Genomic DNA, 24,568 nt, shown 5'->3' with positions numbered 1-24,568 from the left:
ATAAAGGGCGCGTAGTGTGAACCTGCGCCACGATGGATGCAACCGGCTTATACCCATACAAAAAGTGCATTTAAACCCTGAATTTGGCATCCTGTCGTTCTGCCAATCCTCTACCGCACAAGGCGGCCCGATGACACCCCAACGCGTACTGGTTCTTGGAGCCAGCGGCTATATAGGCCAGAACCTGATCCCGCACCTGATCGAACAGGGGCACCAGATTACCGCCGCCGCGCGGCGCATCGAGTGGCTGCAGGAGCGGAACTGGCCGCAGGTCAACTGCCTGTATGCCGATCTGTACCGCCCGGAGACCCTGAGCGCGGCGCTGTGGGAGACAGATACGCTTTACTATCTGGTGCACGCGATGGGCGACGGCGACGATTTTATCGAGAAGGAGCGCCAGGCAGCGGAAAACCTGCGCGACGCGCTGCGCAATGCCGGCGTCAAACAGGTGATCTTCCTCGGCGCGCTGCAGCCGAACGACGACAGTTCGCCGCACCTGGCGGCCCGCCGCCTGACTGGCGAGATTTTGCGCCAGAGCGGCGTGCCGGTGACCGAACTGCGCGCCGGCATCATCGTCGGCCCCGGCTCGGCGGCGTTCGAAGTGATGCGCGACATGGTCTATAACCTGCCGGTGCTGACGCCGCCGCGCTGGGTGCGCTCCAAGTCGTCGCCGGTGGCGCTGGAGAACCTGCTGGTTTATCTGGCCGATCTGCTGGCGCACCCGGCGCAGGAGCACCGCATCTTCGACGTTGCCGGGCCGGAGTACCTCAGCTATCAGGATATGTTCCAACGCTTTATCGCCATCAGCGGCAAACGGCGCTGGCTGATCCCGATCCCCTTGCCGACGCGGCTGATTTCGGTGTGGTTCATCAGCCTGATCACCTCGGTGCCGACGCCGATCGCCCGCGCGCTGATCCAGGGGCTGAAGCACGATCTGCCCGCCGACGGCCGGCCGCTGCAGGCGCTGATCCCGCAGCGGCTGCACACCTTCTATCAGGCGGTCGCCACCACGCTGCAGCGCGAACAGGAGGTGGTCGATTCCGCCGACTGGGGCTACGATCCGGCGGCGCGGGCCCGCTGGCGCCCCGGCTACGGTTACTACCCGAAACAGGCCGGTTGTTCACTGGACACCGCCGCCACCCGCGAGTCCCTGTGGCAAACGGTGCAGCAGCTGGGGGGCGAAGAAGGCTATTTCTACGCCAATATTCTGTGGCGGATCCGCGCCCGCATGGACGACATGATCGGCAACGGCGTAGTCTATGGCCGCCCGGCGCGCGCGAGCCTGGCGCTGGGCGACGAGATCGACGGCTGGAAAGTCATCACGCTGAAACCGCTGCGGCAACTGGCGCTGCTGTTCGGCATGAAGGCGCCGGGGCTGGGGCGGCTGAGCTTCACCATTACCGATCACGGCGATCGCCGCACGCTGGACGTGCGCGCCTGGTGGCATCCGGCCGGCTTCAGCGGGCTGCTGTATTGGTTCGCCATGATGCCCGCGCATCTGTTCATTTTCCGCGGCATGGCGAAGCGCATCGCCGAACTTGCCGAGGGTCTGGACCGCCAACAGCGCTGAACGCCGTTCATTTGTCGATCAACCGCACAGTTTGCCGCTGTGCTTCGGGGCTTTCCGATTGCATAGCGCACGAAATCACGGAAGAATGGCATCTTATTTGCTGGGAGCGCCGCAAGCGCCCGCCGGTATTCCGATTTTGGGTGAAAATAGAGTCCGTTATGAAGGTATTGGTCACCGGTGCCACCAGTGGGTTAGGCCGTAACGCCGTCGAATATCTGCGCCGTCAGGGCATCAAAGTGCGCGCCACCGGCCGCAACCAGGCGATGGGCGGCCTGCTGGAAAAAATGGGCGCGGAGTTCGTTCATGCCGATCTCACCAATCTGATCTCTTCGCAGGCCAAGGCGATGCTGACGGACGTCGACGTGCTGTGGCACTGCTCCAGCTTCACCTCGCCCTGGGGCACCGAAGAAGCCTTCGAACTGGCCAACGTCCGCGCCACCCGCCGCCTCGGCGAATGGGCGGCGGCCTACGGCGTGGCGCAGTTCATTCACATCTCTTCCCCGGCGATCTATTTCGATTACCACCATCACCGCAACGTGACCGAAGACTTTCGCCCGCAGCGCTACGCCAACGAGTTCGCGCGCAGCAAGGCCGCCGGCGAGCAGGTGATCCAGCAGCTGGCGCTGTCCAATCCGCAGACCCATTTCACCATTCTGCGCCCGCAGGGATTGTTCGGGCCGCACGACAAGGTGATGCTGCCGCGGCTGCTGCAGATGATCAAACGCTACGGCAACCTGCTGCTGCCGCGCGGCGGCGCGGCGATGGTGGACATGACCTACCTGGAGAATGCGGTGCACGCCATGTGGCTGGCGACGCTAAAAGAAGATACGCCGTCCGGCCGCGCCTACAACATCACCAACCAGCAGCCGCGCCCGCTTCGCACCGTGGTGCAGCAGCTGATCGACGATTTGGGCATGAAGTGCCATATCCGCTCCGTCCCCTATCCGATGCTCGACATGATGGCACGCGGCATGGAGCGCCTCGGCAGCAAAAGCGAGAAGGAGCCGGTGCTGACCCACTACGGCGTCGCCAAACTCAATTTCGACCTCACGCTCGATACCACCCGCGCGCAGCAAGAGCTGGGCTATCAGCCGATCGTCTCGCTGGAAGAAGGCATCGCGCGCACCGCCCGCTGGCTGAAAGATCACGGCAAGCTGCACGGCCTGTAATCAACGCGCCGCGCCGTACTTCACCAGCAGCGCATCGACAATCGCTTCACTCTCCGCATCCGGTTCGCCGCGCACATCGTCGGGCCGGAAGTGCATCTGAAACGCCGCCAGCACATTGCGCTGCTGCCGCGCATTCCACGACGGATCGATCGCGTAGCCGTAACGCGCCAGCTTTTCGAGCAGCGGCGCCATCGCTACCGGCGCATGGCGATCGCGCCCCGCCAGCAAACGCTGCACGTCGCGTTCGTCCGGCCAGGCGCCGATGCCGGCCTGGGCCAGCTGCCGCCAGGGGAACAGCGGGCCGGGATCCTGTTTACGCTGCGGCGCGATGTCGCTGTGCCCCACCACGTCCTGCGGCTGGATGCCATAGCGTTGGATGATGTCGCGGCTCAGCGGGATCAGCACGGCGATCTGCTCCGCCGTATAGGGCTGCCAGTGGGTGAACAGCATGCTGCGGGTGAAGCCCTTGTTGACGATTTCGATGCCGATCGAGGTGTCATTGAGGTTGCTGCGGCCGCGCCAGGCGCTGGCGCCGGCATGCCAGGCGCGCATCGCTTCCGGCACCAGGCGGAACACCGTCGGTTTGCCGTGTTCGCGCTGCGGATGCGCCGGCAGCAGATAATGCGCGCTGACGTGTTCGTCGGTCAGCGTTTTCAGGGATGAGTGGAAGTCTTCCGCCGTGTAGTGCATCACCAGAAAGCGGATGCGTTGATCCGCGCCCTGCGCCTGATGCAGGGTTTCGAGCTGGTAAGCGCCGCGATCGACGAGCGTGTCCTGCTGCGGGTTTTGGCATCCCGCCAGCAGCGCGGCGGCGATGATCCCTGGCCAAATTTTCACTTATCCTCCCTGTGATGTGATGACCTGATATAGCGTTAACGTTAATCAATAATCGCCACGGAAGCCACCGTCGGACAAAGTAAAACGCCCCAGACGCGCCAGGGCGTTGGGGAGTGGGATTAGCGGCTGGCTTTCACCGCGGTGCCGCTGACGGTCACCATCAGCATGCTGCCGTCTTTGCCAACGGTTTCATAATCGATATCGATGCCGACCACCGCGTTGGCGCCCAGCTCTTTCGCCTGATCTTCCAGCTCTTCGAACGCGATCAAGCGCGCCTTGCGCAGCTCTTTCTCATAAGCGCCCGAGCGGCCGCCGACGATATCGCGCACGCCGGCGAAGAAATCACGAAAGATGTTGGCGCCGAGGATCGCTTCGCCGGTGACCACGCCGCAGTATTCGGTGATGGTGAACCCTTCCAGGGTCGGGGTAGTTGAAAGCTGCATCAGAATTCCTTGTTTGATTAATTCAACGTATCTATGACCAGAAGATTAGCGTTATGTTCGCTTAATCAATGGCACGCAGTACGAATGCAAGGCCAAAAAACGCATTTATACTGTAAGCTATCGGTCTTCATGGTAGAGACTTTCACATAAGGTAATAAGATGAAAACAAAAACGATTGCGGCTGTTTTACCCTTAGCGCTGTTGCTGAGTGCCTGTACCACGGTGGAACCGGCATACAAGGATATCGGCACCCGCAGCGGCAGCTGTGTGGAAGGCGGCCCGGATACGGTCGCGCAAAAGTTCTATGACCTGCGCATCCAGCAGGGCGCCGGCCTGCCGGACAGCAACCGCCTGGCGCAGCTGCAGCCTTACCTGAGCAAAGTGCTGTATCAGGATCTGGTCAGCGCCGCCCAGAACCCGGGCAAGCATCGGATCACCGGCGACTTGTTCTCCGGCAATGCGCAGGGGCCAGGCAGCGCGTCCGTCGCCAGCGCCTCGACCATTCCTAACACCGATGCGAAAAACATCCCGCTGCGCGTCGACTTGAGCTACCAAAAAGACGCCAACAGCACCGTGAACTGGCAGGACGAAGTGCTGATGGTGCGCGAAGGCACCTGCTGGGTGGTTGATGATATTCGCTACCTGAATGTTCCAGCGCATGCCACCAACGGCAGCGTGCGCCAGGTGTTGGAAAACCAGTAACCCGCGATCCCCAGGCCGACGCGGGTTTGCCGCGTCGGCCATCCCCGCCTCCCGCCTGCCGCTCAGATTTCGTCCAATAGAAAAAATTTCGCTACCGATCTCACAGCCTGCACCACAAATCCCCTCCCTCGGCTTGAGTCGCGGTATCTTGTGCTAATCTTTTACTGTCCCGCCGCACACTCATAAATTTTAACGCACAAAGATTGCATAAGTATTCTGTGGAAGTTAACATTTGCGGCATCAATGTCTATTCAATTCTGGCGCATGAGTATTCAACTTAACGGTATCAATTGCTATTACGGCGCTCACCAGGCGCTGTTTGACATCACGCTGGATTGTCCAGCCGGGGAAACCCTGGTGCTGCTTGGCCCAAGCGGCGCCGGGAAAAGTTCATTGCTGCGGGTGCTGAACCTGCTGGAAATGCCGCGTTCGGGCCAACTGCAGATCGCCGGCAACCAATTCGACTTCAAGCAGGCGCCTGGCGAGAAAGCCATTCGCGAACTGCGTCAAAATGTCGGCATGGTGTTCCAGCAATACAACCTGTGGCCTCACCTCACCGTGGTTCAGAACCTGATCGAAGCGCCTTGCCGCGTGCTGGGTCTGACCAAGGCTCAGGCGATGGAGCGCGCCGACAAGCTGCTCAAGCGTCTGCGCCTGACCGACTTCGCCGATCGCTTCCCGCTGCACCTTTCCGGCGGCCAGCAGCAGCGCGTGGCAATCGCCCGCGCCCTGATGATGGAACCGCAGGTGCTGCTGTTCGATGAACCGACCGCGGCGCTGGATCCGGAAATCACCGCTCAGATCGTCAGCATCATTCGCGAACTGGCCGGCACCGGCATCACGCAGGTGATCGTCACCCACGAAGTGGAAGTGGCGCGCAAGACCGCCAGCCGCGTGGTGTACATGGAAAACGGCCACGTGGTGGAGCAAGGCGACAGCAGCCACTTCATGCAGCCGCGGACCACCGAGTTTGCCAACTACTTATCACACTAACAATTAACTTGCTGTAATTTGGGGAGTTTGCGATGAAAAAACTAATAATCGCCGCCGTTCTGGCCGGCATCAGCGTTTCCGCCTCCGCAGCCGAAACCATCCGTTTCGCTACCGAAGCCTCCTATCCTCCATTTGAATTTATTGACGCCGGCAACAAGATTCAGGGTTTTGATGTCGATCTGGCCAACGCGCTGTGCAAAGAGATGCAGGCCGAGTGCACCTTCACCAACCAGGCGTTCGACAGCCTGATCCCAAGCCTTAAATTCAAGCGTTTCGATGCGGTGATGGCCGGCATGGACATTACGCCCGAACGTGAAAAGCAGGTGCTGTTCACCAAGCCGTACTACGATAACTCGGCGCTGTTCATCGCGCAGAAAGGCAAAATCGCCGACGTGGCGGCGCTGAAAGGCAAGAAAGTGGGCGTGCAAAACGGCACCACCCACCAGAAATACCTGACCGACAAGCACCCGGAAATCACCACCGTGCCTTACGACAGCTACCAGAACGCCATTTTGGATCTGAAGAACGGCCGCGTTGATGCGGTGTTCGGCGATACCGCGGTGGTCAACGAGTGGCTGAAGCAGAATGACGCGCTGGCGGCAGTGGGCACCAAAGTCACGGATAAAGACTACTTCGGCACCGGCCTCGGCATCGCGGTACGCCAGAAGAACACCGAGCTGCAGGGCAAGTTCAACGCCGCTCTGGACAAGATCAAGCAGGATGGGACCTATGAAACCATCTACAAAAAATGGTTCCAGCAGTAATACGCCCCGATGAATGAATTTCAACCTTTAGCAAGCGCCGCCGGCATGACCGTCGGCCTTGCCGTTTGCGCCCTGATCCTCGGGCTGATTCTGGCGATGCTGTTCGCCGTATGGGAATCGTCCCGCTGGAAAGCGGTCAGCTGGCTCGGCACCGCCTGGGTGACCGTGCTGCGCGGCCTGCCGGAAATCCTGGTGGTGCTGTTTATCTATTTCGGTTCGTCGCAGCTGCTGCTGATGCTCTCCGACGGCTTTACCCTCAACCTCGGTCTGTTCCAGCTGCCGATTCAGCTGGCGATCGACAATTTCGAAGTCAGCCCGTTCCTGTGCGGGGTGATCGCTCTGGCCCTGCTCTATTCCGCCTACGCCTCGCAGACGCTGCGCGGCGCGCTGAAAGCGGTGCCGCAGGGGCAGTGGGAATCCGGCCAGGCACTGGGGCTCGGCAAGGCGGCGATCTTCTTTCGCCTGATCATGCCGCAGATGTGGCGCCACGCCCTGCCCGGCCTCGGCAACCAGTGGCTGGTGCTGCTGAAAGACACCGCGCTGGTGTCGCTGATCAGCGTGAACGATCTAATGCTGCAAACCAAGAGCATCGCCACGCGCACCCAGGAACCCTTTACCTGGTATGTGATCGCGGCGGCCATCTACCTGCTGGTGACGCTGTTCAGCCAATACGTCATCAAACGCATTGAGCTGCGCGCCACGCGCTTTGAGCGGGGGCCGGTCTGATGATTGAGTATTTGCCGGAAATCCTCAAAGGGTTACACACCAGCCTGACGCTGACCGTCGCCGCGCTGATCGTCGCGCTGGTGCTGTCGCTGCTGCTGACGGTGATCCTGACGCTGAAAACGCCTATCCTGACGCCGCTGGTCAAGATCTACGTGACGCTGTTCACCGGCACGCCGTTGCTGGTGCAGATCTTCCTGATCTACTACGGCCCCGGCCAGTTCCCGGCGATCCGCGACTACCCGTGGCTGTGGAATCTGCTGTCGCAGCCCTGGCTGTGCGCGATGATAGCGCTGGCGCTGAACAGCGCGGCCTACACCACGCAACTGTTCTACGGCGCGGTGCGCGCCATTCCCGCCGGGCAATGGCAGTCGTGCGAAGCGCTGGGCATGTCGCGCCGGCAGACGCTGCGCATCCTGCTGCCGTTCGCCTTCAAGCGCGCGCTGTCGTCTTACTCCAACGAAGTGGTGCTGGTGTTCAAAAGCACCTCGCTGGCTTACACCATCACGCTGATGGAAGTGATGGGCTACAGCCAGCTGATGTACGGCCGCACTTACGACGTCATGGTGTTTGGCGCCGCAGGCCTGGTGTACCTGTGCGTCAACGGCCTGCTGACGCTGCTGATGCGGCTGGTGGAGCGCCGCGCGCTGGCGTTTGAGCGCCGCAACTGAGGCCGCCTCCCCTCATGAGCCCCGCCGTCGTGCGGGGCTTTTTTTATCCCTGAGGCAATATTTAATCATTTTCATTGCATTTTAATTCACTCGATGGCAGGGTTATCAGCAGGTGTCCTCGCAAAAACCTCTGGCGATTACCAGTAAAAACAAACGATAGCGAAAAATCACTTTCAGGATCCAGACAGGAGCTCTACGCATGAAAAAACTGCTGCTTGCCGCGACGATGTTGGCCGGAATCACCTTTAACGCCACCGCGGCCGAGACCATCCGCTTCGCCGCCTCCGCCACCTACCCGCCGTTCGAATCGCTCGACGCCAATAACCAGATCGTCGGCTTCGATATCGATCTGGCCAACGCGCTGTGCAAGCAGATGCAGGCGCAGTGCACCTTCACCAACCAGGCGTTCGACAGCCTGATCGCCGCGCTGAAATTCAAGAAATACGATGCGGTGATTTCCGGTATGGACATCACGCCGGAGCGCAGCAAACAGGTCGCCTTCACCCAGCCTTACTACGCCAACTCGGCGATCGTGATCGCGCAAAAAGGCAAGTTCAGCTCGCTGGCGGATCTGAAAGGCAAAAAACTCGGCATGGAAAACGGCACCACCCATCAGAAATACATGCAGGACAAGCACCCGGAGATTAACACCGTCTCTTACGACAGCTACCAGAACGCCATTCTGGAGCTGAAAAACGGCCGTATTGATGGCGTATTCGGCGACACCGCCGTGGTGAACGAGTGGCTGAAAACCAACCCGCAGCTGGCGCCGGTCGGCGAGCACATCACCGATGCGCAATACTTCGGCACCGGTCTCGGCATCGCTGTGCGCCCGGACAACCAGGCGCTGCTGGCCAAGCTGAACGCCGCGCTGGACGCCATCAAGGCCGACGGCACCTACAAGGCCATCAACGACAAGTGGTTCCCGCAGTAAGTCCGCATGTGGAGCCGCCATCCTTTGGCGGCTCCATCCGATTGCTACCCCATCCATTTAGTGCTAAATTTGATACTGAATTTAGCATCAAGGATAACATCATGACGGTTCAACCCATTCTTGCCGATTCCGCAGTCAGCATCAGCGATTTTAAGAAATCGCCCAACGCCGCCCTTAAAGAGGCACAAGGGCAGCCGGTCGCCGTCCTGACCAACGGTAAGATTTCGGGATATTACGTCTCACCGGAAACCTGGGAGGCTATCGCGGAGTACCTGGAAGATATCGAACTCGCTGAAATCGTTCGTTCACGGATGAACGGCAAACGCATTAAGGTCAATTTGGATGACTTATAAGCTTGAATTCGAAGAACATGCGCTGAAGGAGTTTAAAAAACTGTCCCCGGTGATCCGGGAACAGTTCAAAAAAAAGCTGGTATCGGTATTGGTTAATCCCCACGTCCCTGCCAACAAACTCGCCGGTTTGCCCGATTGCTACAAAATCAAACTCAGAGCATCCGGCTTTCGTTTGGTGTATCGCGTCATGGAAACGGAGATCGTGGTTCTGGTCCTGTCTGTGGGCAAACGCGAACGTTCAGCGGCTTACACGGCTGCCAAAAAGCGCCTTTAACGCCGCACCAACAGCGTCAGCACTTCGTAGTGCGCAGTATGCGGGAACATGTCGAACAGCTGCACCCGTTCGATGCGGTACCCCGGCAACATCTCGATATCTTTCGCCATGCTCTCGGCGTTGCAGCTGGAATAGAGAATATAGTCCGGCGCCATCCGGCTCAAATAGTCGCACAGCGCCTGGCCGATGCCGCGCCGCGGCGGGTTGACCAGCACCAGTTGCGGCACCTGGCCTTCGGCGGTGGCGAAACGGGTGGAATCGAGCGCCTGAAAATCTACGTGCAACAACCCTAACCGCTGCGCCGACTGGCGCGCGCAGGCGATCGCTTCCGCGCTGATTTCGATGCCGGTCAGCCGCGTTTGCGGCTGCGCGCAGTGCAGGCCGAAACCGCCGACGCCGCAGAACAGATCCCACATGCTGTCGATACCCAGCGCGCGCACCCAGTCGCGGGCGGTGGCATACAGATCGGCGGCGACCTGCGGGTTGGTCTGGAAGAAGCTTTGCGGGCGGATGAACAGCGGCACCTGATTGAACCGTTCCTCCAGCGCCTGCTGTTCGGTCAGCGCAATCTCGCGCTCCCCTTCCATGATCGCCATGTGCACCGGCTGAATATTGGCGGAGATCACCTTGAGCTGCGGCAGCTGCTGCTGCAGCCACGGCAGCGCGGCGCGCAGCTGCGCCAGCTTGGTTTCCGAGCGCAGCACGAAGCGCAGCATCACGCCGCCGTCGAGCGTGCTTTCGGTCAGCAGCAGGTACTTCAGCTCGCCGCGTTTGCGCGCCACGTTATACGGCGTCAGACCCGCGCGGGCGATAAAGCTTTTCAGCACCGCGAACATCGGCGCAAAGCCGGCAGGGTACAGCGGGCAGTCGCTCAGATCGGCCGGCGTGCCGTCGCGGTGCAGCATGCCGAGCAGCGGGCGCTCCACGCTGCCGCTGACCACCATCTTGGCTTTATTGCGAAATGCGCTCAGTTCCCCCGCCACCGGCTGCAGCCACTGCGCGACGTCGCGCCCGGCCAGCAGCGAGTGCAGGTGATGCTGTTTGTCGGCCAATTGCTGCGGATAGGGCTTTTCCAGCCACTGACAGGAACGGCAGGTGCCCGCCGTATACAAAGCGCAATGCATGAAGATTACCGTGAAGTTCAGGATGACGAATTAAGGGCGCAGAGTTTACCACTCCGCGCGCCTAAAATCTCACTTGCGCGCGGCGAAGAAGCGGCGGCTGGCGGTAGGAACGAACAGCAACGCCAGGATCACCGCGTCGGGGATCTTTTGCAGGATCAGAACGTGCAGGATTTGGCCGCTGGTTTCCCCTTCCACGGTGAACACCTCGGGAAAGACGCTGCCGATGGTGGCCAACAGCAGGTAAAGCACCACGATGCATTGGCAGGCCACATACCCCCAGCGCCCCCAGTTGCGGCCGCGCATCACGGCAAAGCCGCAGCTGATTTGCAGGCACAGCAGCAGCAGGCCGGCCAGAAAGATAAAGGTAGAATCCCACGCCTGCGCGCTGGTGTTGACGAACTCCTGCGCGCCGTCGACGCCCAGCTCGCCCAGCAGCAGCACCACGCTGATACACTTGATCGCGACCATGGCGGTACCCGCCACCATCACCGGCACCGGCGCATCCGAAGTCGATCCCATTCCCTGCCCGCTTTTCAGCATGTCTGACATATCCGTATTCCGCTACGACGCGCCACCTATACAGGTGGCGCATGTAAAGTCAGGTAGTTAGTTGCAATACTTATTGATTGCAAAAATAGCAGGTTTGTTACGATTCAGCTACGGGCCGCCCGCTGCAATTCGCGCGATCGTTGTTTTTCCGAGCGCGCCATAAACCACCAGGCGATCAGGCCGAGAATGCCCACCACCAGCAGGATCAGGCTGGCCAACGCGTTAATTTCCGGATTCACCCCCATGCGCACGCTGGAGAACACCAGCATCGGCAGCGTGGTGGCGCCCGGGCCGGAGACGAAGCTGGCGATCACCAGGTCGTCCAGCGACAGGGTGAACGCCAGCATCCAGCCGGAGATCAGCGCCGGCGCGATCATCGGCAAGGTGATGACGAAGAACACCTTCAGCGGCGGCGCCCCCAGATCCATCGCCGCCTCTTCAATTGAGCGATCCACCTCGCGCAAGCGCGAGCTGATCACCACCGCCACGTAAGCGGTACAGAAGGTGACATGCGCCAGCCAGATGGTGAACATGCCGCGCTCCGACGGCCAGCCGAAGGCGTGCCCCATCGCCACGAACAGCAACAGCAGCGACAGGCCGGTGATCACGTCCGGCATCACCAGCGGCGCAGTCAGCATAAACGCGAAGCCGGTCGAACCGCGAAAGCGGCCGAAGCGCACCATCACCACGGCGGCGATGGCCCCCAGTACCACCGCGGCGGTGGCGGAAGCGGCGGCGATGGTCAGGCTGAGCCCCACCGCGCTGATCATCGCCGAGTCGTGGAACAGTTCGGTATACCAGCGCGTGGACCAGCCGGCCCACACCGTCACCAGCTTGGAGCTGTTGAAGGAGTAGATCACCAGCATCAGCATCGGCGCATACAGGAAGGTAAAGCCGATCGTCAGGATGGCGATGCGCCACGGTGAACGCACTACCGGCAAGTTGTTCATGCCTGCCCCCCCATTTCCTTGTTCTGGTGTTTGTGGAACCACAAAATTGGCACGATCAGCAACAGCAGCATGATGGTGGCGACCGCCGAAGCTACCGGCCAGTCGCGGTTATTGAAGAACTCCTGCCACAGCACGCGGCCGATCATGATGCTGTCCGGCCCACCGAGCAGTTCCGGGATCACGAACTCCCCCACCGCCGGAATGAACACCAGCATCGAACCGGCGATGATACCGCCGCGCGTCAGCGGCACGATCACGCTGAAGAAAGTTTTCAGCGGCCGGGCGCCCAGATCCAGCGACGCCTCCACCAGCGAGTAATCCAGCCGGATCAGCGCCGTGTAGATCGGCAGCACCATAAACGGCAGATAGGAATAAACGATGCCGATATACACCGCCAGGTTAGTGTGCAGGATCACCAGCGGCTGATCGATGACACCCAGCCACATCAGGAAGTTATTAAGAATGCCATTGTTTTTCAGAATGCCCATCCAGGCATAGACGCGGATCAGGAACGAGGTCCAGGAAGGCAGGATCACCAGCAGCAGCAGAATGTTGCGGGTTGACGCCTTGCTGTGAGCCACCGCCCAGGCCAGCGGATAACCGATGATCAGGCAGCACAGCGTCGAGACCGCCGCCACGCGCAGCGACTGCAGGTAGGCGTCGATATACAGCGGATCGTCGGTCAGCTGCAGGTAGTTGGCGAAGTTGAGCGCGATGTTCAGCTTGCCGTCCACCCAGCTCATCAGCTCGGTGTAAGGCGGCACCGCCAGCGCCAGCTCCGCCAGGCTGATCTTGAACACGATCAGGAACGGCAGCATGAACAGCAGCGTCAGCCATAAATACGGCAGCGCGATCACCAGCTTGCGGCCGTGAGCCATCAGCAGGCGGTGGAACAGCGCCTTGAGGGTGCCGGGCGTTTTGGCCGGCGGTTCCGGCGTGCGTTCAGAAAGCAGGGTCATACGGGTTACTCCTCACCGGCTCCACTACACCGTCAACACTACGCAGCTGTCGGTTTCCCAGCACAGACGCACTTCATCGCCCCAGGTCGGCATCCCCTTGCGGAAACGGTGGCCGTTTTGCAGCTGGGCGCTGATAATCTGCCCGCTGTGCAGCTTCACGTGATAAATGGACAGATCGCCCAGGTAGGAAATATGCGCCACTTCTCCCACCGCGAAGTTGCAGCCGTCTTCCGGCACCTGTTCGCACAGCAGGATCTTTTCCGGTCGCAGCGCCACCTGGATCGGCACGCCGTCCACCACCGAGGCGTCCGGATCGACTTTGATCGCATGGCGCAACCCTGGGCTTTGCAGGATCAGCGCATCGTCGTGGCGCTCTTGCAATACGCAGTCGAAGACGTTGACCGAGCCGATAAATTCGGCGCTGAAGCGGCTGTTCGGATGCTCGTAGATCTCTTCCGGCTCGCCGATCTGCACGAACTTGCCGCGGTTCATGATGGCGATGCGCCCCGCCATGGTCATCGCCTCTTCCTGATCGTGCGTCACCATCACGCAGGTGACGCCGACGCGCTCGAGAATGTCGGTCACTTCCAACTGCATGCGATCGCGCAGTTTCTTGTCCAGCGCGCCCATCGGCTCATCCAGCAGCAGCAGCTTGGGCCGCTTGGCCAGGCTGCGCGCCAGCGCCACCCGCTGCCGCTGGCCGCCGGAAAGCTGGTGCGGCTTGCGTTTGGCGTACTCTTGCATGTGCACCAGCGCCAGCATTTCAGCCACCCGTTCGGCGATCGCCGCCCGTGGCATTTTGTCCTGTTTCAGGCCGAAGGCGATGTTCTGCTCCACCGTCATGTGCGGGAACAGCGCGTAGGACTGAAACATCATGTTGATCGGCCGCTGGTACGGCGGCACGTGCGACATATCCTGCCCATCGAGCACGATCTGCCCTTCCGAGGGCTGCTCGAAACCGGCCAGCATGCGCAGCAAGGTGGACTTACCGCAGCCGGACGGGCCGAGCAGCGCAAAGATCTCGCCCTTGTAGATGGTAAGGCTGACGTCTTCGACCGCGTTCTGCCCGTCGAAGGTTTTGGTGAGGTTACGGATTTCCAGCAGAGGGGTGAAAACCTTCTGCGACTTGGCTTGAGGACGAGGGATGGCGTCGTTCAATCGGGGTGCTCTCCGGCGTAAAGCGGCACAAAACCACGGCGAGCGCCGTGGCCCAAAACGGCAATGCAGGCGGGGAGCGCCCGCCTGCCGGTTTACTGACGATCGGGGGATATCCCCCCATCATCACTTCCCGCTTTTAACTTTAGTCCATGCGCGGGTAATGACACGGTCCAGCTTCGGCGACTGTACGTTAAGCGTGAACAGCTTGGCGCGCAGATCGGCCGGCGGATAGACGTTCGGGTTATTGCGCACCTCAGCGTTCACCAGCGGCGTGGAGTCCTTCACCGCATTGGCGTAATAGACATAGTTGCTGATGCCGGCCATCACGTCAGGTTTCATCAGGAAGTTCAGGAACTGGTAGGCGGCGTCTTTGTTCTTGGCGTCCGCCGGCATGGCGAACATGTCAAAGTAGGTCAGCGCCCCTTCTTTCGGGATCGCGTAGGCCACGTTCACGCCGTTCTTCGCCTCTTTGGCGCGATTGGCCGCCTGCATCACGTCGCCCGACCAGCCGATCGCCACGCAGATATCACCGTTCGCCAGATCGTTGATGTATTGAGACGAGTGGAAGTAACGGATGTTCGGCCGCAGCTTCAACAGCAGATCGTTAGCCGCGCCGGTATAGTCCGCCGCGTTGGTGCTGTTGGGATCTTTGCCCAGGTAGTGCAGCACGGTGGCGTAGACCTCGCTCGGCGCATCGAGGAAGGAGACGCCGCAGCTTTTCAGCTTCTCGAGGTTTTCCGGCTTGAGGATCAGATCCCAGCTGTCGACCGGCGCGTCTTTGCCCAATGCCGCCTTCACCTTGTCGACATTGTAGCCGATGCCGGTGGTCACCATCAGGTAAGGGATGCCGTATTTGTTGTCCTTGTCATTGTGCGCCACCAGCTTCAGCATCTCGGGATCGAGATTCTTGTAGTTGGGCATTTTGCTCTTGTCGAGCGGCTCGAAGATGCCAGCCTGCGACTGGCGCTCGAGGAAGTTGGATGAAGGAACCACCAGATCATAACCGGTGCTGCCCGCCATCAGTTTGCCTTCCAACACTTCGTTGGAGTCAAAGACGTCGTACACCACCTTGATGCCGGTTTCTTTCTGGAATTTGGCCAGGGTATCCGGCGCGATATAGTCGGACCAGTTATACACGTGCAGCGTTTTCTCTTCGGCTGACGCCGTGACGGACGCGGCCATCAACAGGCCGGCAACCACACCCGATAACCACTTTTTACGTTGGGTGACCATCCGTAACTTCCTCCAAAACAGGGTGAATCATAGAATTGAACTTGTATCTGCAGCGATACAAAACCTTTCCTGATCGAGCGCAATCGTTGCAACCGCGAACTGAATGGCTATGCATATGATTGCATACGCCTTTTTTCACTGCCCTGCTCGCGTGGCCACAAGGGAAATCGCAAGCCCTTTGCAGAATCAGCAGCATAGCCGCTGCCATCGCAACCCGCCAGCCCCCAGGGTAAAAAACGCCTTTTATCGATTTTTTATGCAGTTTTTCTCTATGTGATACGCCATTAACGGCACAAAAGGCGAGAAAGATCGGGCGGCAAAGGCCAAAGTGCAGAATATTTTATTGCGGAGGGGAATAACGGCAGCATGCCGCCGGAGCGACGGCATGCTTAAGGTACGACGAGGATCAGTGCAGCATCGGCTGACGCACGGCGCCAGCGGGGATCTCTTCTTCATCACCCATAAACAGCAGATCGTTCGCCCGCGCCTCGAGGATCACCATCGAGACCTGCTCTTCGCCCTGCTGCATGAAGTGGGTAAACTGCTCGTAAGTGATGCCGACCGCCACGCTCAACGACTGGCAGACGATCAGCTTCGGCAGGTTGTCGTCCTGAATGTCGACGAACGCCTTGATGGTCAGCGAACTGGCGTTGATCTGGCTCAGGTCCGCCACCAACGGGATCAGCGCGGTGGGCTTTACCTCGGCCAGCGCGGAAAACAGAATGACGTTGTCCACCAGATCTATCTTGGCGTCGAACACGCCGTCGAAGTTCTGCATGTGCGGCAGGTGCAGCGCCTGGCAGGAATCGCACTCAAAGAAAGAGATGCCCGACTGATCCAGCCAGCGCCGCAACAGCGCCAAATCGGGGACAATGAGTGAATCCATAATAACCAGCCTCACAATATTCAATACGCGAAAAGGCGCATAGCTTACGGAATATTCACCCGATACGCCACGATCAATGCGGCTTAATTCACTAATTCAGATATTGCACGGCGGGAAAAGCGCGCCCCCGCCCCGTCAACCGCCGGATTTCAGGCGAAAGCCCGGCCGGCCGCGCTGCTCAATGTATTCGATCATCATGCCGGCGATGTCCAGCCCGGTGGTGGTTTCCACCCCTTCCAGCCCCGGCGACGCGTTGACCTCCATCACCAGCGGGCCGCGCTCGGCGCGCAGGATATCCACCCCGGCGACGTCCAGCCCCAGCGTGCTGGCCGCTTTCACCGCGATCGCCCGTTCCCTGGCGGTGATGGTCACCTTGCGGGCGGTGCCGCCGCGGTGCAGGTTGGAGCGAAACTCGCCGGGCTTGGCCTGCCGTTCGATGGCGGCCACCACCCGGCCGCCGACCACCAAACAGCGCACGTCGCGCCCCTGCGCTTCACGCACGTATTCCTGCACCAGGATGTGGGCGTTCAGCCCGCGAAAGGCGTCGATCACGCTTTCCGCCGCCTGGCGGGTTTCCGCCAGCACCACGCCGATGCCCTGCGTGCCTTCCACCAGCTTGACCACCAACGGCGCGCCGCCGACCAGTTCGATCAGATCGCCGGTATCGTCCGGCGAATGGGCAAAGCCGGTAATCGGCAGATCGATGCCCTGCCGCGCCAGCAGCTGCAGCGAACGCAGCTTGTCGCGGGCGCGGGTAATGGCCACGGATTCGTTTAGCGGGTAGCTGCCGAGCAGCTCGAACTGACGCAGCACTGCCGTGCCGTAAAAGGTGATGGCGGAGCCGATGCGCGGGATCACCGCATCGTAACGCTCCAGTTGGCGGCCGCGATAATGAATGGTCGGTGCCGCCGGATTGATGTTCATGTAGCAGGAGAGCGGATCGATGATATCGATGCTGTGCCCGCGATCTTCCGCCGCTTCACGCAGCCGCTTGCATGAGTAGAGCGTTCCGTCGCGAGAAAGAATGGCAATTTTCACTCGTCACCCCAAAGGCCAACGCCTGCCCGGCAGGCGGGTTAGCGGCCGCGGCGCTCAGGCGCGCGGATCGCTGTCCTGATTATCTTTCGATTGCGGTTTGCGGCGATCGTTTTCCGGCGGCAACCCGCCGCGCATCAGCGGCCCGAAGCCCTGCACCACGCGCCACACCAGAAACGCCGCCGCCGGCACCATCAGCGCCACGCCGAGGAAAATCATGCCGACCGCCGCCTGCTGCGAAGCCAGCCAGCCCGGCAGCTGCAGGTGCCCGTGAATGCTGAGGTAGGCCAGCACCAGCATCACGATGCCCAGCCCTTCCAACACCAGCACCGGGCGCGGTAAGTCACCGAATGAACGCATATTTTTCTTCTCCAGAAGGTCTGCCTCCAGTGTAGTGAATTCCCGTCGGCGGCGACAGCCCCGGCCGACTAATTGGTTACATGAATCAAACTAACAGGTAATTCCTGCTTTTTTTTCGCCGGCTCAACGGGCATAGTAGGCGCCATCTGACGCAGGTAATGACTTTTTCGGTGACGGGATGTCGTTGCGGTAGCGAACAATTTATTGAAAATCCAATTAAGGAGCGTTGCATGTTTGCAGTAATCTTCGGGCGTCCTGGCTGTCCTTATTGTGTCCGCGCTAAAGAACTGGCGGAAAAACTGACTGAAGAACGCGACGATTTCAACTTCCGTTACGTTGACATCCACGCGGAAGGTATCACCAAGGCCGATCTGGAAAAAACCGTCGGCAAACCGGTTGAAACCGTGCCGCAGATCTTCCTGGATGAGAAGCACATCGGCGGTTGCACCGATTTCGAAGCTTACGCCAAAGAACACCTGAACCTGTTCCAGTAAGTTTTTGAACGACAAAGACAAAAAAGGCGCTTAACGCGCCTTTTTTTATTGCCGCTGCCGCCGGTGCAGCTGCTGCAGCGTCTGCAACAGGCCGAGGGCGAACAGCATCAGCATCGCGCCGAACACGCACCAGAACACCGCGCTGGTGGCGTACGCCAGCTCCTGCCAGAACGAAGAGGACGGCGTCAGCCAGAAATGGCGGATCAACAGGCACAGCGGCAGCGCATACAGCGCGCCGAGCAGCGGGCAAAGCAGCCGCTTGCGGCTCGACAGATAGCTGGCGATCGCACCGGGGATCACAAACAGCAGCAGGCCGGTTTCGCCGTGGTGCTCATGATCCGTGCTGCCGAACAGGCCGGTTTGCTGGCCGAGAAACACCAGGCTGAACAACAGAAAACAGCTGAGAATGCCCAGCCAATATCTATAACTCGTCATGCGAATTCTCCCCCGCCCAATTACCGCATCAATAGAAATCGGCCCGCTCATCCGCGCGGTGACGCTGAACCGAATTTTTTCCTTGGTCAAAAGAGAGTTAAATGCGCACGGCGGCGCAGGAAATCAGCTTTCTGTGCTGGCTGTCATCGGTCATAGCGTCTAGAATGAACGCCGCCGAACGATGGTTCGCTTCGCCTTACGCTGGTGGTGATTTATAACGTCGTTTTAAGGCTGAATCTATCTCTTATAGTTATCTATATCAAGCACTTACTGGTAAACAATAAGTTATCCTCCGTGAACATAAACGTCGCTAGTTTGTTAAACGGTAACTACATTCTGTTACTGTTCGTGGTACTCGCACTGGGGCTGTGCCTCGGTAAACTCCGTCTGGGCTCCGTCCAACTCGGTAATTCCATTGGCGTTTTGGTGGTTTCGCTGCTGCTCGGCCAGCAACACTTCGCCATTAACACCGAGGCGCTGAATCTCGGCTTTATGCTGTTTATTTTCTGCGTGGGCGTGGAAGCCGGGCCCAACTTTTTCTCGATTTTCTTCCGCGACGGCAAAAACTACCTGATGCTGGCGCTGGTGATGGTCGGCTCGGCGATGGTGATCGCCATCGGTCTCGGCAAACTGTTCCACTGGGACATCGGCCTGACCGCCGGCATGCTGGCCGGCTCGATGACCTCGACGCCGGTGCTGGTGGGCGCCGGCGACACGCTGCGCAACACCATCGTCAACGGCCCGGCGCTGCTGGCGGCGCAGGATCATCTGAGCCTTGGCTACGCCCTCACCTACCTGATCGGTCTGGTCAGCCTGATCTTCGGCGCGCGCTACCTGCCGAAGCTGCAGCACCAGGACCTGTCCACCTCTGCCCAGCAGATCGCCCGCGAACGCGGCCTGGACACCGACAGCCAGCGCAAGGTCTACCTGCCGGTGATCCGCGCCTACCGCGTCGGCCCCGAACTGGTGGCCTGGGCCGACGGCAAGAACCTGCGCGAACTGGGCATCTACCGCCAGACCGGCTGTTACATCGAACGCATCCGCCGCAACGGCATTCTGGCCAACCCGGACGGTGACGCGGTGCTGCAGGTGGGCGACGAGATCTCGCTGGTCGGCTACCCGGACGCCCACGCGCGGCTGGATCCGAGCTTCCGCAACGGCAAGGAAGTGTTCGATCGCGATCTGCTCGACATGCGCATCGTCACCGAAGAGATCGTGGTGAAGAACAGCAACGCGGTGAACAAGCGCCTGAGCCAGCTGAAGCTGACCGACCACGGCTGCTTCCTCAACCGCGTGATCCGCAGCCAGATCGAAATGCCGATCGACGACAGCATCGTGCTTAACAAAGGCGACGTGCTGCAGGTGAGCGGCGACGCGCGCCGGGTGAAGAGCGTGGCGGAGAAGATTGGCTTTATCTCGATCCACAGCCAGGTGACCGACCTGCTGGCGTTCTGCGCCTTCTTCATCATCGGCCTGCTGATCGGCCAGATCACCATTCAGTTCAGCAACTTCTCGTTCGGCATCGGCAACGCCGCCGGCCTGCTGATGTCCGGCATCATGCTCGGCTTCCTGCGCGCCAACCACCCGACCTTTGGCTACATTCCACAGGGCGCGCTGAACATGGTGAAAGAGTTCGGCCTGATGGTGTTTATGGCAGGCGTGGGCCTGAGTGCCGGCGCCGGCATCGGCCACAGCCTGGGCGCGGTCGGCGGCCAGATGCTGATCGCCGGGCTGATCGTCAGCCTGGTGCCGGTGATTATCTGCTTCCTGTTCGGCGCCTACGTGCTGCGCATGAACCGCGCCCTGCTGTTTGGTGCGATTATGGGCGCCCGTACCTGCGCGCCGGCAATGGAGATCATCAGCGATACCGCACGCAGCAATATCCCGGCGCTGGGCTATGCCGGCACCTACGCCATCGCTAACGTGCTGTTAACGCTGGCGGGTTCACTTATCGTGGTGCTATGGCCGGGGATACTCGGCTGATCGATTAGCGGGAGAGATGGATCGGCGATAAAAATATTTTGATTTTTTTGTCCCCGGCCAGAACTTTCGTTGGGGGCCGCAGTCTGAATTAGTGCCACTGCTTTTCTTTGATGTCCCCATTTTGTGGAGCCCGATAATCCCGCCTTTTAGGTTCAAGATTATCGGGTTTTTTGTTGCCTTGAAAAAGCCGTCTGTTGCCCGTTATCGCTTTGTGCGAAGCCAGTTCATAGCCAAACTCGCCAGAAAATCGGTGACCGAGGCCGCAGCCGCAACAGCGAATAATTTTCCCTCTCGTCACCCCCAAAAAGGCGAATAACGCCGCAAAAAAAGGTCCACCACGCCTGACTCAGCCGCCTCGGCCGTTTGTCGGCCGACAAGACAAATTTAATTAACGTCACAAGAAAGAATTTGAGCCAGTTAATGATTAACGCCTGCACAACACTCACGAAGCGTTCGGTTTCCCTAAAGTGACGTTCTTTAAACCCCAGGCTGGCGCAGCAACGCCTGTTTAGAACCGCTGCTTGATAGGTTCATCACTGTTCAGATTGCCGTTGGCCTGCGCTTCCCCGCAGGTGGTGGGGCCAAAGGCCACCACTTTGCCGTCGCTGTTTCTGAAGCCAACGTAGAACGGCGTCACGGTGCCGTTCGGCAAGCGGTGGTGATAGTCGTGGCACACGCCCTGGCCGTTCAGCGTCGGCAGGGTGGCGATCGGCGCGCCGAAATCCCGGCTTATCGAACGCTTGTCGGCGCCGACGTGAAAAGCGTCGGCGATCTTTTGATCGCGCAGCAGGCTGAAGGTATCGCAGCCGGTTAACAACAGGCTCACCGCCACAACGGCACTCCCTAACCCTTTAATCATTTTTCACTCCCTCTATATATATTGAGCCTGGCGGCAATTACGCTGTGTTGCCGGGTAAATGTCGGCGAGCGCCCAAGGGCGTGCCTGCTCGCAAGAGCATTAAAAAAGAGAAGCCATGCAAATTAATGATTCAACGAATGAGATAACTGCCTCATCGCCCTGGAAAGAACCGAATGGAGACGCGTTACAGTTTGCGGATCACATTGCCAATCAGGCATTTCACCGCGTTGATTTGCGCCGTCAGCCCCGGCTTATCGGCGGGAAACACGCCGTCCAGCGCCGCGGTACCGACGGTGAAACCAACCGCATTGCCTGTCACCACGGCGGCGATGCGCTCTTCCCGGTCGATAGACCCGGCGATATAAACCGGTTTGTCGACCGCATCGCACACCCGCCGAATCAACGTCGGCACGTCGCCGGCAAAGCGGTAGGCCAGCAGATCCAGCCCTGTCACGCCCGGTAAAGCAGCGCGCTGGCGGGCGCTAGCGACAATATCGTCAATGTCACCTTCCAGCACGCTGGGGTGGCCGCTGATGCGGCCGGCGAACGGATAGTAGCGCAGGCCAGACTGACGAATGATCGGCAGCACGCTTTCCGGGCGCGTTCCCCCCATCAATACATCAACGCCCAATTCCAGCGCCGCGCGCGCCGAATTCATCTCGCTTTCCTCATCCAGGCTGACCACTTCCAGGTACGCGGTGGCGCCGCCGGCGTGGATCGCCTGCGCCAACTGTTTGAGTTGATCCAGCGGCAGGCCGATATCCTTAAAGCCGATATGCTTCACGCCGGCAGCCAGCACTTCTGGCAGCCGCGCTTGCGCATCGGGCACCGTGCTGTCGTTGCGCGTCAGCATGAAAATAAACTCGGGTGTGTGCATGGTGTTTCCTTATTGTCTTCAGGTGATATGAGTTATTGGGCGCGCAGCATTTTTTCCGCCTGCCGGAAGGCGTACAGCAGGCTGGCGTGTTCCGCCCGTCCGCTGCCCGCAATATCGAACGCCGTACCGTGGTCGACCGAGGTGCGGATAAACGGTAGGCCGACGGTGACGTTAACGCCGTGATCCACCCCGAGATATTTCACCGGGATCAGGCCCTGGTCGTGATATTGGGCGACCACAATGTCGAACTCCCCGCGCCGGGCACGCATGAAAACGGTATCGCCGGGCCAGGGGCCGCTGACGTCCAACCCCTGTTCCCGCGCCAGGGCGATGGCGGGCACGATGACGTCAAGATCTTCGCGGCCGAACAGGCCGTTCTCCCCGGCGTGCGGATTCAGGCCAGCCACCGCAATGCGCGGTTTCGCTATGCCCAACGCCCGGCAGGCCGCTTGCGCCAGATGAAACGCGCGCAGCTCATTTTCCACGGTCGCCGCGTCGATGGCGTCCCGCAGCGAAACGTGAATGGAAACCAGGATCACCCGCAGCTCGTCGTTGGCCAGCATCATGGCGAAGTCCTGGGTGCCCGAGCGCGCCGCCAGGATCTCGGTGTGCCCCGGATAATCGATCCCCGCCAGGCGCATCGCTTCCTTGTTCAGCGGCGCAGTGACGATGCCGGCGATGCGCCCCGTCAGCGCCAGATCGATGGCGGCAACCACCCAGGCATAAGACGCCGCGCCCGCGCGCTTATCGAGCCTGCCGAGGGGCAAGTCCGCCGGCAGCGCAACGCCGGCGGAATAGACGGCGGTCTCCCCCCACCGCCAGGCTTCGTCCCATCCCGCCAGCGAGGCGGGCAGCTCGCGGATGTGCAACGTCAGCCCCAGACTGGCCGCCGCGCGCGCCAGGGCACCGGCATCGCCAATCACCACATAAGGCGTGCTCAACCGCTCTGTGGCCGCCAGTTTGGCGATGATCTCCGGCCCGATGCCGGCGGGATCGCCCATGGTTATCGCCAGCGGCAAGGTGGAAAGGGTCATCGTTCTTCTCCTTCTCGGTCAGCGCGCAACCGGGTTACGCAGTTCAACAACGTACCGGCCCGGCCAAAACCGCCCGCCTTGGTGGCGAACGGCAGCCTGCGGCCCGGCAGATTTAACAACCCGAAAGGCACGCCGGGTTCCACCTCGCCGAACAGCGTCAATGAGCCGGCCGCCATCGCGTCGACGATGCGCCGCGCGGTATCGCCGCCGGTCGCCACCAGCCCGTCGAAGGCTGGCGTGCAACGGCTGACGACCGCGCCCAGCACAGCGGCATGGTCCGCCGCACCCGCTCGCGCCCGGGGCGACATCAGGCAAACCACATCGGCACGCGCAAACGCCGCTCGCACCTCTTGCGCTACCGCCTCGGGATCGGCCGCTTCAGGCAGCGTAACCAGCACCGCGCCCGCCTGCCGCAGGCTTGCCAGCTGGGCGGCATTCGCCGGATGCAGGCTGCCAATCGCCACCAGCACCTTGCTGGCTCGCAGCGGCGGTTGAGCGAGCGGCGCGTTCTCCTCAGGGGACAACGCACGCGACAGCGCCGCCGCCAGGCCCGGCGATCCCACCCACACCACCGGTTCGGCAATGCCGATCCGCCTCACGACCTCATCCAACTCGCCGTTGTCTGCGGCGTCGAATACCTGAAAACGCGTCGGCTCCATCCCCGCCATGCGCTCCATGACGTAGCCGGTGACGATCGGGTTCTTCGGATCGCGCGCAAAAGCGGTCTGCTCCAGCGCGACGCCGTCGACGTATTGCCGGCCGCCCACCGTGGTGCGGCCGGCATCCGGGAAGGCCGGCGCAACGATGGCGAGACGGCGCCCGCTGCCCGTCAGCGCCCCGCGCGTTTCCGGCCCCAGATTGCCGCGCAGGGTGGAATCGATCGTTTTGTATATGAGGCGCGCCGGTTTCACACTGGCGGCGGCATGGCGAAAACGCCGCTCCGCCTGCTCCGGCGAAACGAAGCGGGAATCTAAATCGAAGGCGACGATCTCCGCGCCCTGCAACGCGGTATCGGGCAGGCGCAGCATGACGCAGGCGCTCAGTCCGCGTGCGGCGAACGGGGCCGCGCCGTCGAGCGCGCTGGTAAGATCATCGGCGAGAATGGCAATCATCGCAGTTACCCGTAAGTGGAAAGTGATGCACACTTTGGCGGATTTGGCTGGCAATAAAAAACGATTTGCGTAGTATCGATGATTGAC

General features: G+C 60.5%; 28 protein-coding genes. 12 read left to right on the top strand and 16 right to left on the bottom strand.

What is annotated here, in order from left to right; genetic code table 11:
- Window positions 1–130: 130 nt before the first annotated feature.
- Window positions 131–1,570, top strand: a complete 1,440-nt coding sequence (locus tag ACJ8IN_RS19010; RefSeq protein WP_193169084.1) for a DUF2867 domain-containing protein — start codon at window positions 131–133, stop codon at window positions 1,568–1,570.
- Window positions 1,571–1,728: 158 nt separating this feature from the next.
- Window positions 1,729–2,739: an NAD-dependent epimerase/dehydratase family protein gene (locus ACJ8IN_RS19005; RefSeq protein ID WP_308325571.1), complete on the top strand. Its 1,011-nt coding sequence runs from the start codon at window positions 1,729–1,731 to the stop codon at window positions 2,737–2,739.
- Here ACJ8IN_RS19005 and ACJ8IN_RS19000 read toward each other — a convergent pair whose 3' ends face one another.
- Entirely contained in the window at window positions 2,740–3,576 is an 837-nt protein-coding gene (locus tag ACJ8IN_RS19000; protein ID WP_033646661.1) for an N-acetylmuramoyl-L-alanine amidase, read from the bottom strand.
- Window positions 3,577–3,695: 119 nt separating this feature from the next.
- Window positions 3,696–4,019: a heavy metal-binding domain-containing protein gene (locus ACJ8IN_RS18995; protein ID WP_033637822.1), complete on the bottom strand. Its 324-nt coding sequence runs from the start codon at window positions 4,017–4,019 to the stop codon at window positions 3,696–3,698.
- Between the two features lie 159 nt (window positions 4,020–4,178).
- Here ACJ8IN_RS18995 and ACJ8IN_RS18990 point away from each other — a divergent pair, with 159 nt between their 5' ends.
- The 8 genes from ACJ8IN_RS18990 (at window position 4,179) to ACJ8IN_RS18955 (ending at window position 9,433) form a co-directional block, all read left to right on the top strand.
- Window positions 4,179–4,721 (top strand): lipoprotein, encoded by a 543-nt coding sequence (locus ACJ8IN_RS18990; RefSeq protein ID WP_033637821.1) that lies wholly within the window; start codon window positions 4,179–4,181, stop codon window positions 4,719–4,721.
- Window positions 4,722–4,985: 264 nt separating this feature from the next.
- Window positions 4,986–5,714 (top strand): arginine ABC transporter ATP-binding protein ArtP, encoded by a 729-nt coding sequence (gene artP, locus ACJ8IN_RS18985; RefSeq protein ID WP_152904006.1) that lies wholly within the window; start codon window positions 4,986–4,988, stop codon window positions 5,712–5,714.
- 32 nt (window positions 5,715–5,746) lie between these two features.
- On the top strand, window positions 5,747–6,478 hold the full coding sequence (artJ, locus tag ACJ8IN_RS18980; RefSeq protein ID WP_039566746.1) for an arginine ABC transporter substrate-binding protein: 732 nt from the start codon (window positions 5,747–5,749) through the stop codon (window positions 6,476–6,478).
- 9 nt (window positions 6,479–6,487) lie between these two features.
- Window positions 6,488–7,204, top strand: coding sequence for an arginine ABC transporter permease ArtQ (artQ, locus tag ACJ8IN_RS18975; RefSeq protein ID WP_033637818.1), 717 nt, complete (start codon window positions 6,488–6,490; stop codon window positions 7,202–7,204).
- Window positions 7,204–7,872 (top strand): arginine ABC transporter permease ArtM, encoded by a 669-nt coding sequence (gene artM, locus ACJ8IN_RS18970; protein WP_033637817.1) that lies wholly within the window; start codon window positions 7,204–7,206, stop codon window positions 7,870–7,872. Before artQ ends, artM begins: the two co-directional genes overlap by 1 nt.
- A 199-nt stretch (window positions 7,873–8,071) precedes the next feature.
- Window positions 8,072–8,806, top strand: a complete 735-nt coding sequence (gene artJ, locus ACJ8IN_RS18965; protein WP_033637816.1) for an arginine ABC transporter substrate-binding protein — start codon at window positions 8,072–8,074, stop codon at window positions 8,804–8,806.
- Window positions 8,807–8,907: 101 nt separating this feature from the next.
- Window positions 8,908–9,159: a type II toxin-antitoxin system Phd/YefM family antitoxin gene (locus ACJ8IN_RS18960; RefSeq protein ID WP_004928423.1), complete on the top strand. Its 252-nt coding sequence runs from the start codon at window positions 8,908–8,910 to the stop codon at window positions 9,157–9,159.
- Window positions 9,149–9,433 (top strand): type II toxin-antitoxin system RelE family toxin, encoded by a 285-nt coding sequence (locus tag ACJ8IN_RS18955; protein ID WP_033654647.1) that lies wholly within the window; start codon window positions 9,149–9,151, stop codon window positions 9,431–9,433. The genes ACJ8IN_RS18960 and ACJ8IN_RS18955 overlap by 11 nt, the downstream gene beginning before the upstream one ends.
- Here ACJ8IN_RS18955 and rlmC read toward each other — a convergent pair.
- From rlmC to ACJ8IN_RS18910, 9 genes are all read right to left on the bottom strand, one after another.
- The gene (gene rlmC, locus ACJ8IN_RS18950; RefSeq protein WP_060418397.1) at window positions 9,430–10,557 is read right to left on the bottom strand and encodes a 23S rRNA (uracil(747)-C(5))-methyltransferase RlmC; all 1,128 of its coding nucleotides are present in this window, start codon (window positions 10,555–10,557) and stop codon (window positions 9,430–9,432) included. The genes ACJ8IN_RS18955 and rlmC overlap by 4 nt on opposite strands.
- Window positions 10,558–10,626: 69 nt before the next feature.
- Window positions 10,627–11,106: a YbjO family protein gene (locus ACJ8IN_RS18945; RefSeq protein ID WP_048321404.1), complete on the bottom strand. Its 480-nt coding sequence runs from the start codon at window positions 11,104–11,106 to the stop codon at window positions 10,627–10,629.
- 104 nt (window positions 11,107–11,210) lie between these two features.
- Window positions 11,211–12,056, bottom strand: a complete 846-nt coding sequence (gene potI / locus ACJ8IN_RS18940) for a putrescine ABC transporter permease PotI (RefSeq protein ID WP_016928360.1) — start codon at window positions 12,054–12,056, stop codon at window positions 11,211–11,213.
- Window positions 12,053–13,015 carry a putrescine ABC transporter permease PotH gene (potH, locus tag ACJ8IN_RS18935; protein ID WP_033646669.1) on the bottom strand — a complete coding sequence of 321 codons (963 nt, stop codon included), beginning with the start codon at window positions 13,013–13,015 and terminating at the stop codon, window positions 12,053–12,055. Before potH ends, potI begins: the two co-directional genes overlap by 4 nt.
- A 24-nt stretch (window positions 13,016–13,039) precedes the next feature.
- Complete coding sequence (gene potG / locus ACJ8IN_RS18930) at window positions 13,040–14,173, bottom strand: putrescine ABC transporter ATP-binding subunit PotG (RefSeq protein ID WP_033637812.1); 1,134 nt, start codon at window positions 14,171–14,173, stop codon at window positions 13,040–13,042.
- Window positions 14,174–14,296: 123 nt separating this feature from the next.
- Complete coding sequence (gene potF, locus ACJ8IN_RS18925) at window positions 14,297–15,406, bottom strand: spermidine/putrescine ABC transporter substrate-binding protein PotF (protein WP_033637811.1); 1,110 nt, start codon at window positions 15,404–15,406, stop codon at window positions 14,297–14,299.
- A gap of 406 nt (window positions 15,407–15,812) precedes the next feature.
- Window positions 15,813–16,292 carry a YbjN domain-containing protein gene (locus ACJ8IN_RS18920; protein WP_004938666.1) on the bottom strand — a complete coding sequence of 160 codons (480 nt, stop codon included), beginning with the start codon at window positions 16,290–16,292 and terminating at the stop codon, window positions 15,813–15,815.
- A gap of 135 nt (window positions 16,293–16,427) precedes the next feature.
- Window positions 16,428–17,330: a 30S ribosomal protein S6--L-glutamate ligase gene (gene rimK / locus ACJ8IN_RS18915; RefSeq protein ID WP_033637810.1), complete on the bottom strand. Its 903-nt coding sequence runs from the start codon at window positions 17,328–17,330 to the stop codon at window positions 16,428–16,430.
- Window positions 17,331–17,384: 54 nt separating this feature from the next.
- Window positions 17,385–17,687, bottom strand: coding sequence for a YbjC family protein (locus ACJ8IN_RS18910; RefSeq protein ID WP_033646672.1), 303 nt, complete (start codon window positions 17,685–17,687; stop codon window positions 17,385–17,387).
- A gap of 230 nt (window positions 17,688–17,917) precedes the next feature.
- Here ACJ8IN_RS18910 and ACJ8IN_RS18905 point away from each other — a divergent pair, with 230 nt between their 5' ends.
- Window positions 17,918–18,181, top strand: a complete 264-nt coding sequence (locus ACJ8IN_RS18905; RefSeq protein ID WP_004938676.1) for a GrxA family glutaredoxin — start codon at window positions 17,918–17,920, stop codon at window positions 18,179–18,181.
- 45 nt (window positions 18,182–18,226) lie between these two features.
- On the opposite strand, the gene ACJ8IN_RS18900 is transcribed toward ACJ8IN_RS18905, so the two are convergent.
- Window positions 18,227–18,616 carry an inner membrane protein YbjM gene (locus ACJ8IN_RS18900; protein ID WP_033637808.1) on the bottom strand — a complete coding sequence of 130 codons (390 nt, stop codon included), beginning with the start codon at window positions 18,614–18,616 and terminating at the stop codon, window positions 18,227–18,229.
- A gap of 294 nt (window positions 18,617–18,910) precedes the next feature.
- Here ACJ8IN_RS18900 and ACJ8IN_RS18895 point away from each other — a divergent pair, with 294 nt between their 5' ends.
- Window positions 18,911–20,599 carry an aspartate:alanine antiporter gene (locus ACJ8IN_RS18895; protein WP_004938680.1) on the top strand — a complete coding sequence of 563 codons (1,689 nt, stop codon included), beginning with the start codon at window positions 18,911–18,913 and terminating at the stop codon, window positions 20,597–20,599.
- Between the two features lie 508 nt (window positions 20,600–21,107).
- Here ACJ8IN_RS18895 and ACJ8IN_RS18890 read toward each other — a convergent pair.
- From ACJ8IN_RS18890 to ACJ8IN_RS18875, 4 genes are all read right to left on the bottom strand, one after another.
- Window positions 21,108–21,458: a hypothetical protein gene (locus ACJ8IN_RS18890; protein WP_146224395.1), complete on the bottom strand. Its 351-nt coding sequence runs from the start codon at window positions 21,456–21,458 to the stop codon at window positions 21,108–21,110.
- Window positions 21,459–21,642: 184 nt separating this feature from the next.
- Window positions 21,643–22,335, bottom strand: a complete 693-nt coding sequence (locus tag ACJ8IN_RS18885; RefSeq protein WP_060421625.1) for a hypothetical protein — start codon at window positions 22,333–22,335, stop codon at window positions 21,643–21,645.
- Between the two features lie 32 nt (window positions 22,336–22,367).
- Window positions 22,368–23,369: a 4-hydroxythreonine-4-phosphate dehydrogenase PdxA gene (gene pdxA / locus ACJ8IN_RS18880; protein ID WP_060421624.1), complete on the bottom strand. Its 1,002-nt coding sequence runs from the start codon at window positions 23,367–23,369 to the stop codon at window positions 22,368–22,370.
- The gene (locus tag ACJ8IN_RS18875; protein WP_154640404.1) at window positions 23,366–24,535 is read right to left on the bottom strand and encodes a four-carbon acid sugar kinase family protein; all 1,170 of its coding nucleotides are present in this window, start codon (window positions 24,533–24,535) and stop codon (window positions 23,366–23,368) included. Before ACJ8IN_RS18875 ends, pdxA begins: the two co-directional genes overlap by 4 nt.
- Window positions 24,536–24,568: the final 33 nt, after the last annotated feature.

Source organism: Serratia sp. CY31944 (genome assembly GCF_052169175.1).
GTDB lineage: Bacteria > Pseudomonadota > Gammaproteobacteria > Enterobacterales > Enterobacteriaceae > Serratia > Serratia sarumanii.
This window is presented reverse-complemented; position numbering and strand designations above follow the sequence as displayed.

What these genes read in the sequence shown, in the direction of transcription:
- ACJ8IN_RS18905 (WP_004938676.1), top strand. Translation starts at nt 17,918, where the DNA reads ATGTTTGCAGTAATCTTCGGGCGTCCTGGCTGTCCTTATTGTGTCCGC.
- ACJ8IN_RS19005 (WP_308325571.1), top strand. Translation starts at nt 1,729, where the DNA reads ATGAAGGTATTGGTCACCGGTGCCACCAGTGGGTTAGGCCGTAACGCC.
- ACJ8IN_RS18890 (WP_146224395.1), bottom strand. Translation starts at nt 21,458, where the DNA reads ATGATTAAAGGGTTAGGGAGTGCCGTTGTGGCGGTGAGCCTGTTGTTA.
- ACJ8IN_RS18995 (WP_033637822.1), bottom strand. Translation starts at nt 4,019, where the DNA reads ATGCAGCTTTCAACTACCCCGACCCTGGAAGGGTTCACCATCACCGAA.
- artQ (WP_033637818.1), top strand. Translation starts at nt 6,488, where the DNA reads ATGAATGAATTTCAACCTTTAGCAAGCGCCGCCGGCATGACCGTCGGC.
- ACJ8IN_RS18920 (WP_004938666.1), bottom strand. Translation starts at nt 16,292, where the DNA reads ATGGATTCACTCATTGTCCCCGATTTGGCGCTGTTGCGGCGCTGGCTG.
- artP (WP_152904006.1), top strand. Translation starts at nt 4,986, where the DNA reads ATGAGTATTCAACTTAACGGTATCAATTGCTATTACGGCGCTCACCAG.
- potF (WP_033637811.1), bottom strand. Translation starts at nt 15,406, where the DNA reads ATGGTCACCCAACGTAAAAAGTGGTTATCGGGTGTGGTTGCCGGCCTG.
- ACJ8IN_RS18990 (WP_033637821.1), top strand. Translation starts at nt 4,179, where the DNA reads ATGAAAACAAAAACGATTGCGGCTGTTTTACCCTTAGCGCTGTTGCTG.
- rlmC (WP_060418397.1), bottom strand. Translation starts at nt 10,557, where the DNA reads ATGCATTGCGCTTTGTATACGGCGGGCACCTGCCGTTCCTGTCAGTGG.
- artM (WP_033637817.1), top strand. Translation starts at nt 7,204, where the DNA reads ATGATTGAGTATTTGCCGGAAATCCTCAAAGGGTTACACACCAGCCTG.
- ACJ8IN_RS18900 (WP_033637808.1), bottom strand. Translation starts at nt 18,616, where the DNA reads ATGACGAGTTATAGATATTGGCTGGGCATTCTCAGCTGTTTTCTGTTG.
- artJ (WP_033637816.1), top strand. Translation starts at nt 8,072, where the DNA reads ATGAAAAAACTGCTGCTTGCCGCGACGATGTTGGCCGGAATCACCTTT.
- ACJ8IN_RS18945 (WP_048321404.1), bottom strand. Translation starts at nt 11,106, where the DNA reads ATGTCAGACATGCTGAAAAGCGGGCAGGGAATGGGATCGACTTCGGAT.
- potI (WP_016928360.1), bottom strand. Translation starts at nt 12,056, where the DNA reads ATGAACAACTTGCCGGTAGTGCGTTCACCGTGGCGCATCGCCATCCTG.
- ACJ8IN_RS19010 (WP_193169084.1), top strand. Translation starts at nt 131, where the DNA reads ATGACACCCCAACGCGTACTGGTTCTTGGAGCCAGCGGCTATATAGGC.
- ACJ8IN_RS18960 (WP_004928423.1), top strand. Translation starts at nt 8,908, where the DNA reads ATGACGGTTCAACCCATTCTTGCCGATTCCGCAGTCAGCATCAGCGAT.
- ACJ8IN_RS18910 (WP_033646672.1), bottom strand. Translation starts at nt 17,687, where the DNA reads ATGCGTTCATTCGGTGACTTACCGCGCCCGGTGCTGGTGTTGGAAGGG.
- potH (WP_033646669.1), bottom strand. Translation starts at nt 13,015, where the DNA reads ATGACCCTGCTTTCTGAACGCACGCCGGAACCGCCGGCCAAAACGCCC.
- ACJ8IN_RS18885 (WP_060421625.1), bottom strand. Translation starts at nt 22,335, where the DNA reads ATGCACACACCCGAGTTTATTTTCATGCTGACGCGCAACGACAGCACG.
- ACJ8IN_RS18955 (WP_033654647.1), top strand. Translation starts at nt 9,149, where the DNA reads ATGACTTATAAGCTTGAATTCGAAGAACATGCGCTGAAGGAGTTTAAA.
- pdxA (WP_060421624.1), bottom strand. Translation starts at nt 23,369, where the DNA reads ATGACCCTTTCCACCTTGCCGCTGGCGATAACCATGGGCGATCCCGCC.
- artJ (WP_039566746.1), top strand. Translation starts at nt 5,747, where the DNA reads ATGAAAAAACTAATAATCGCCGCCGTTCTGGCCGGCATCAGCGTTTCC.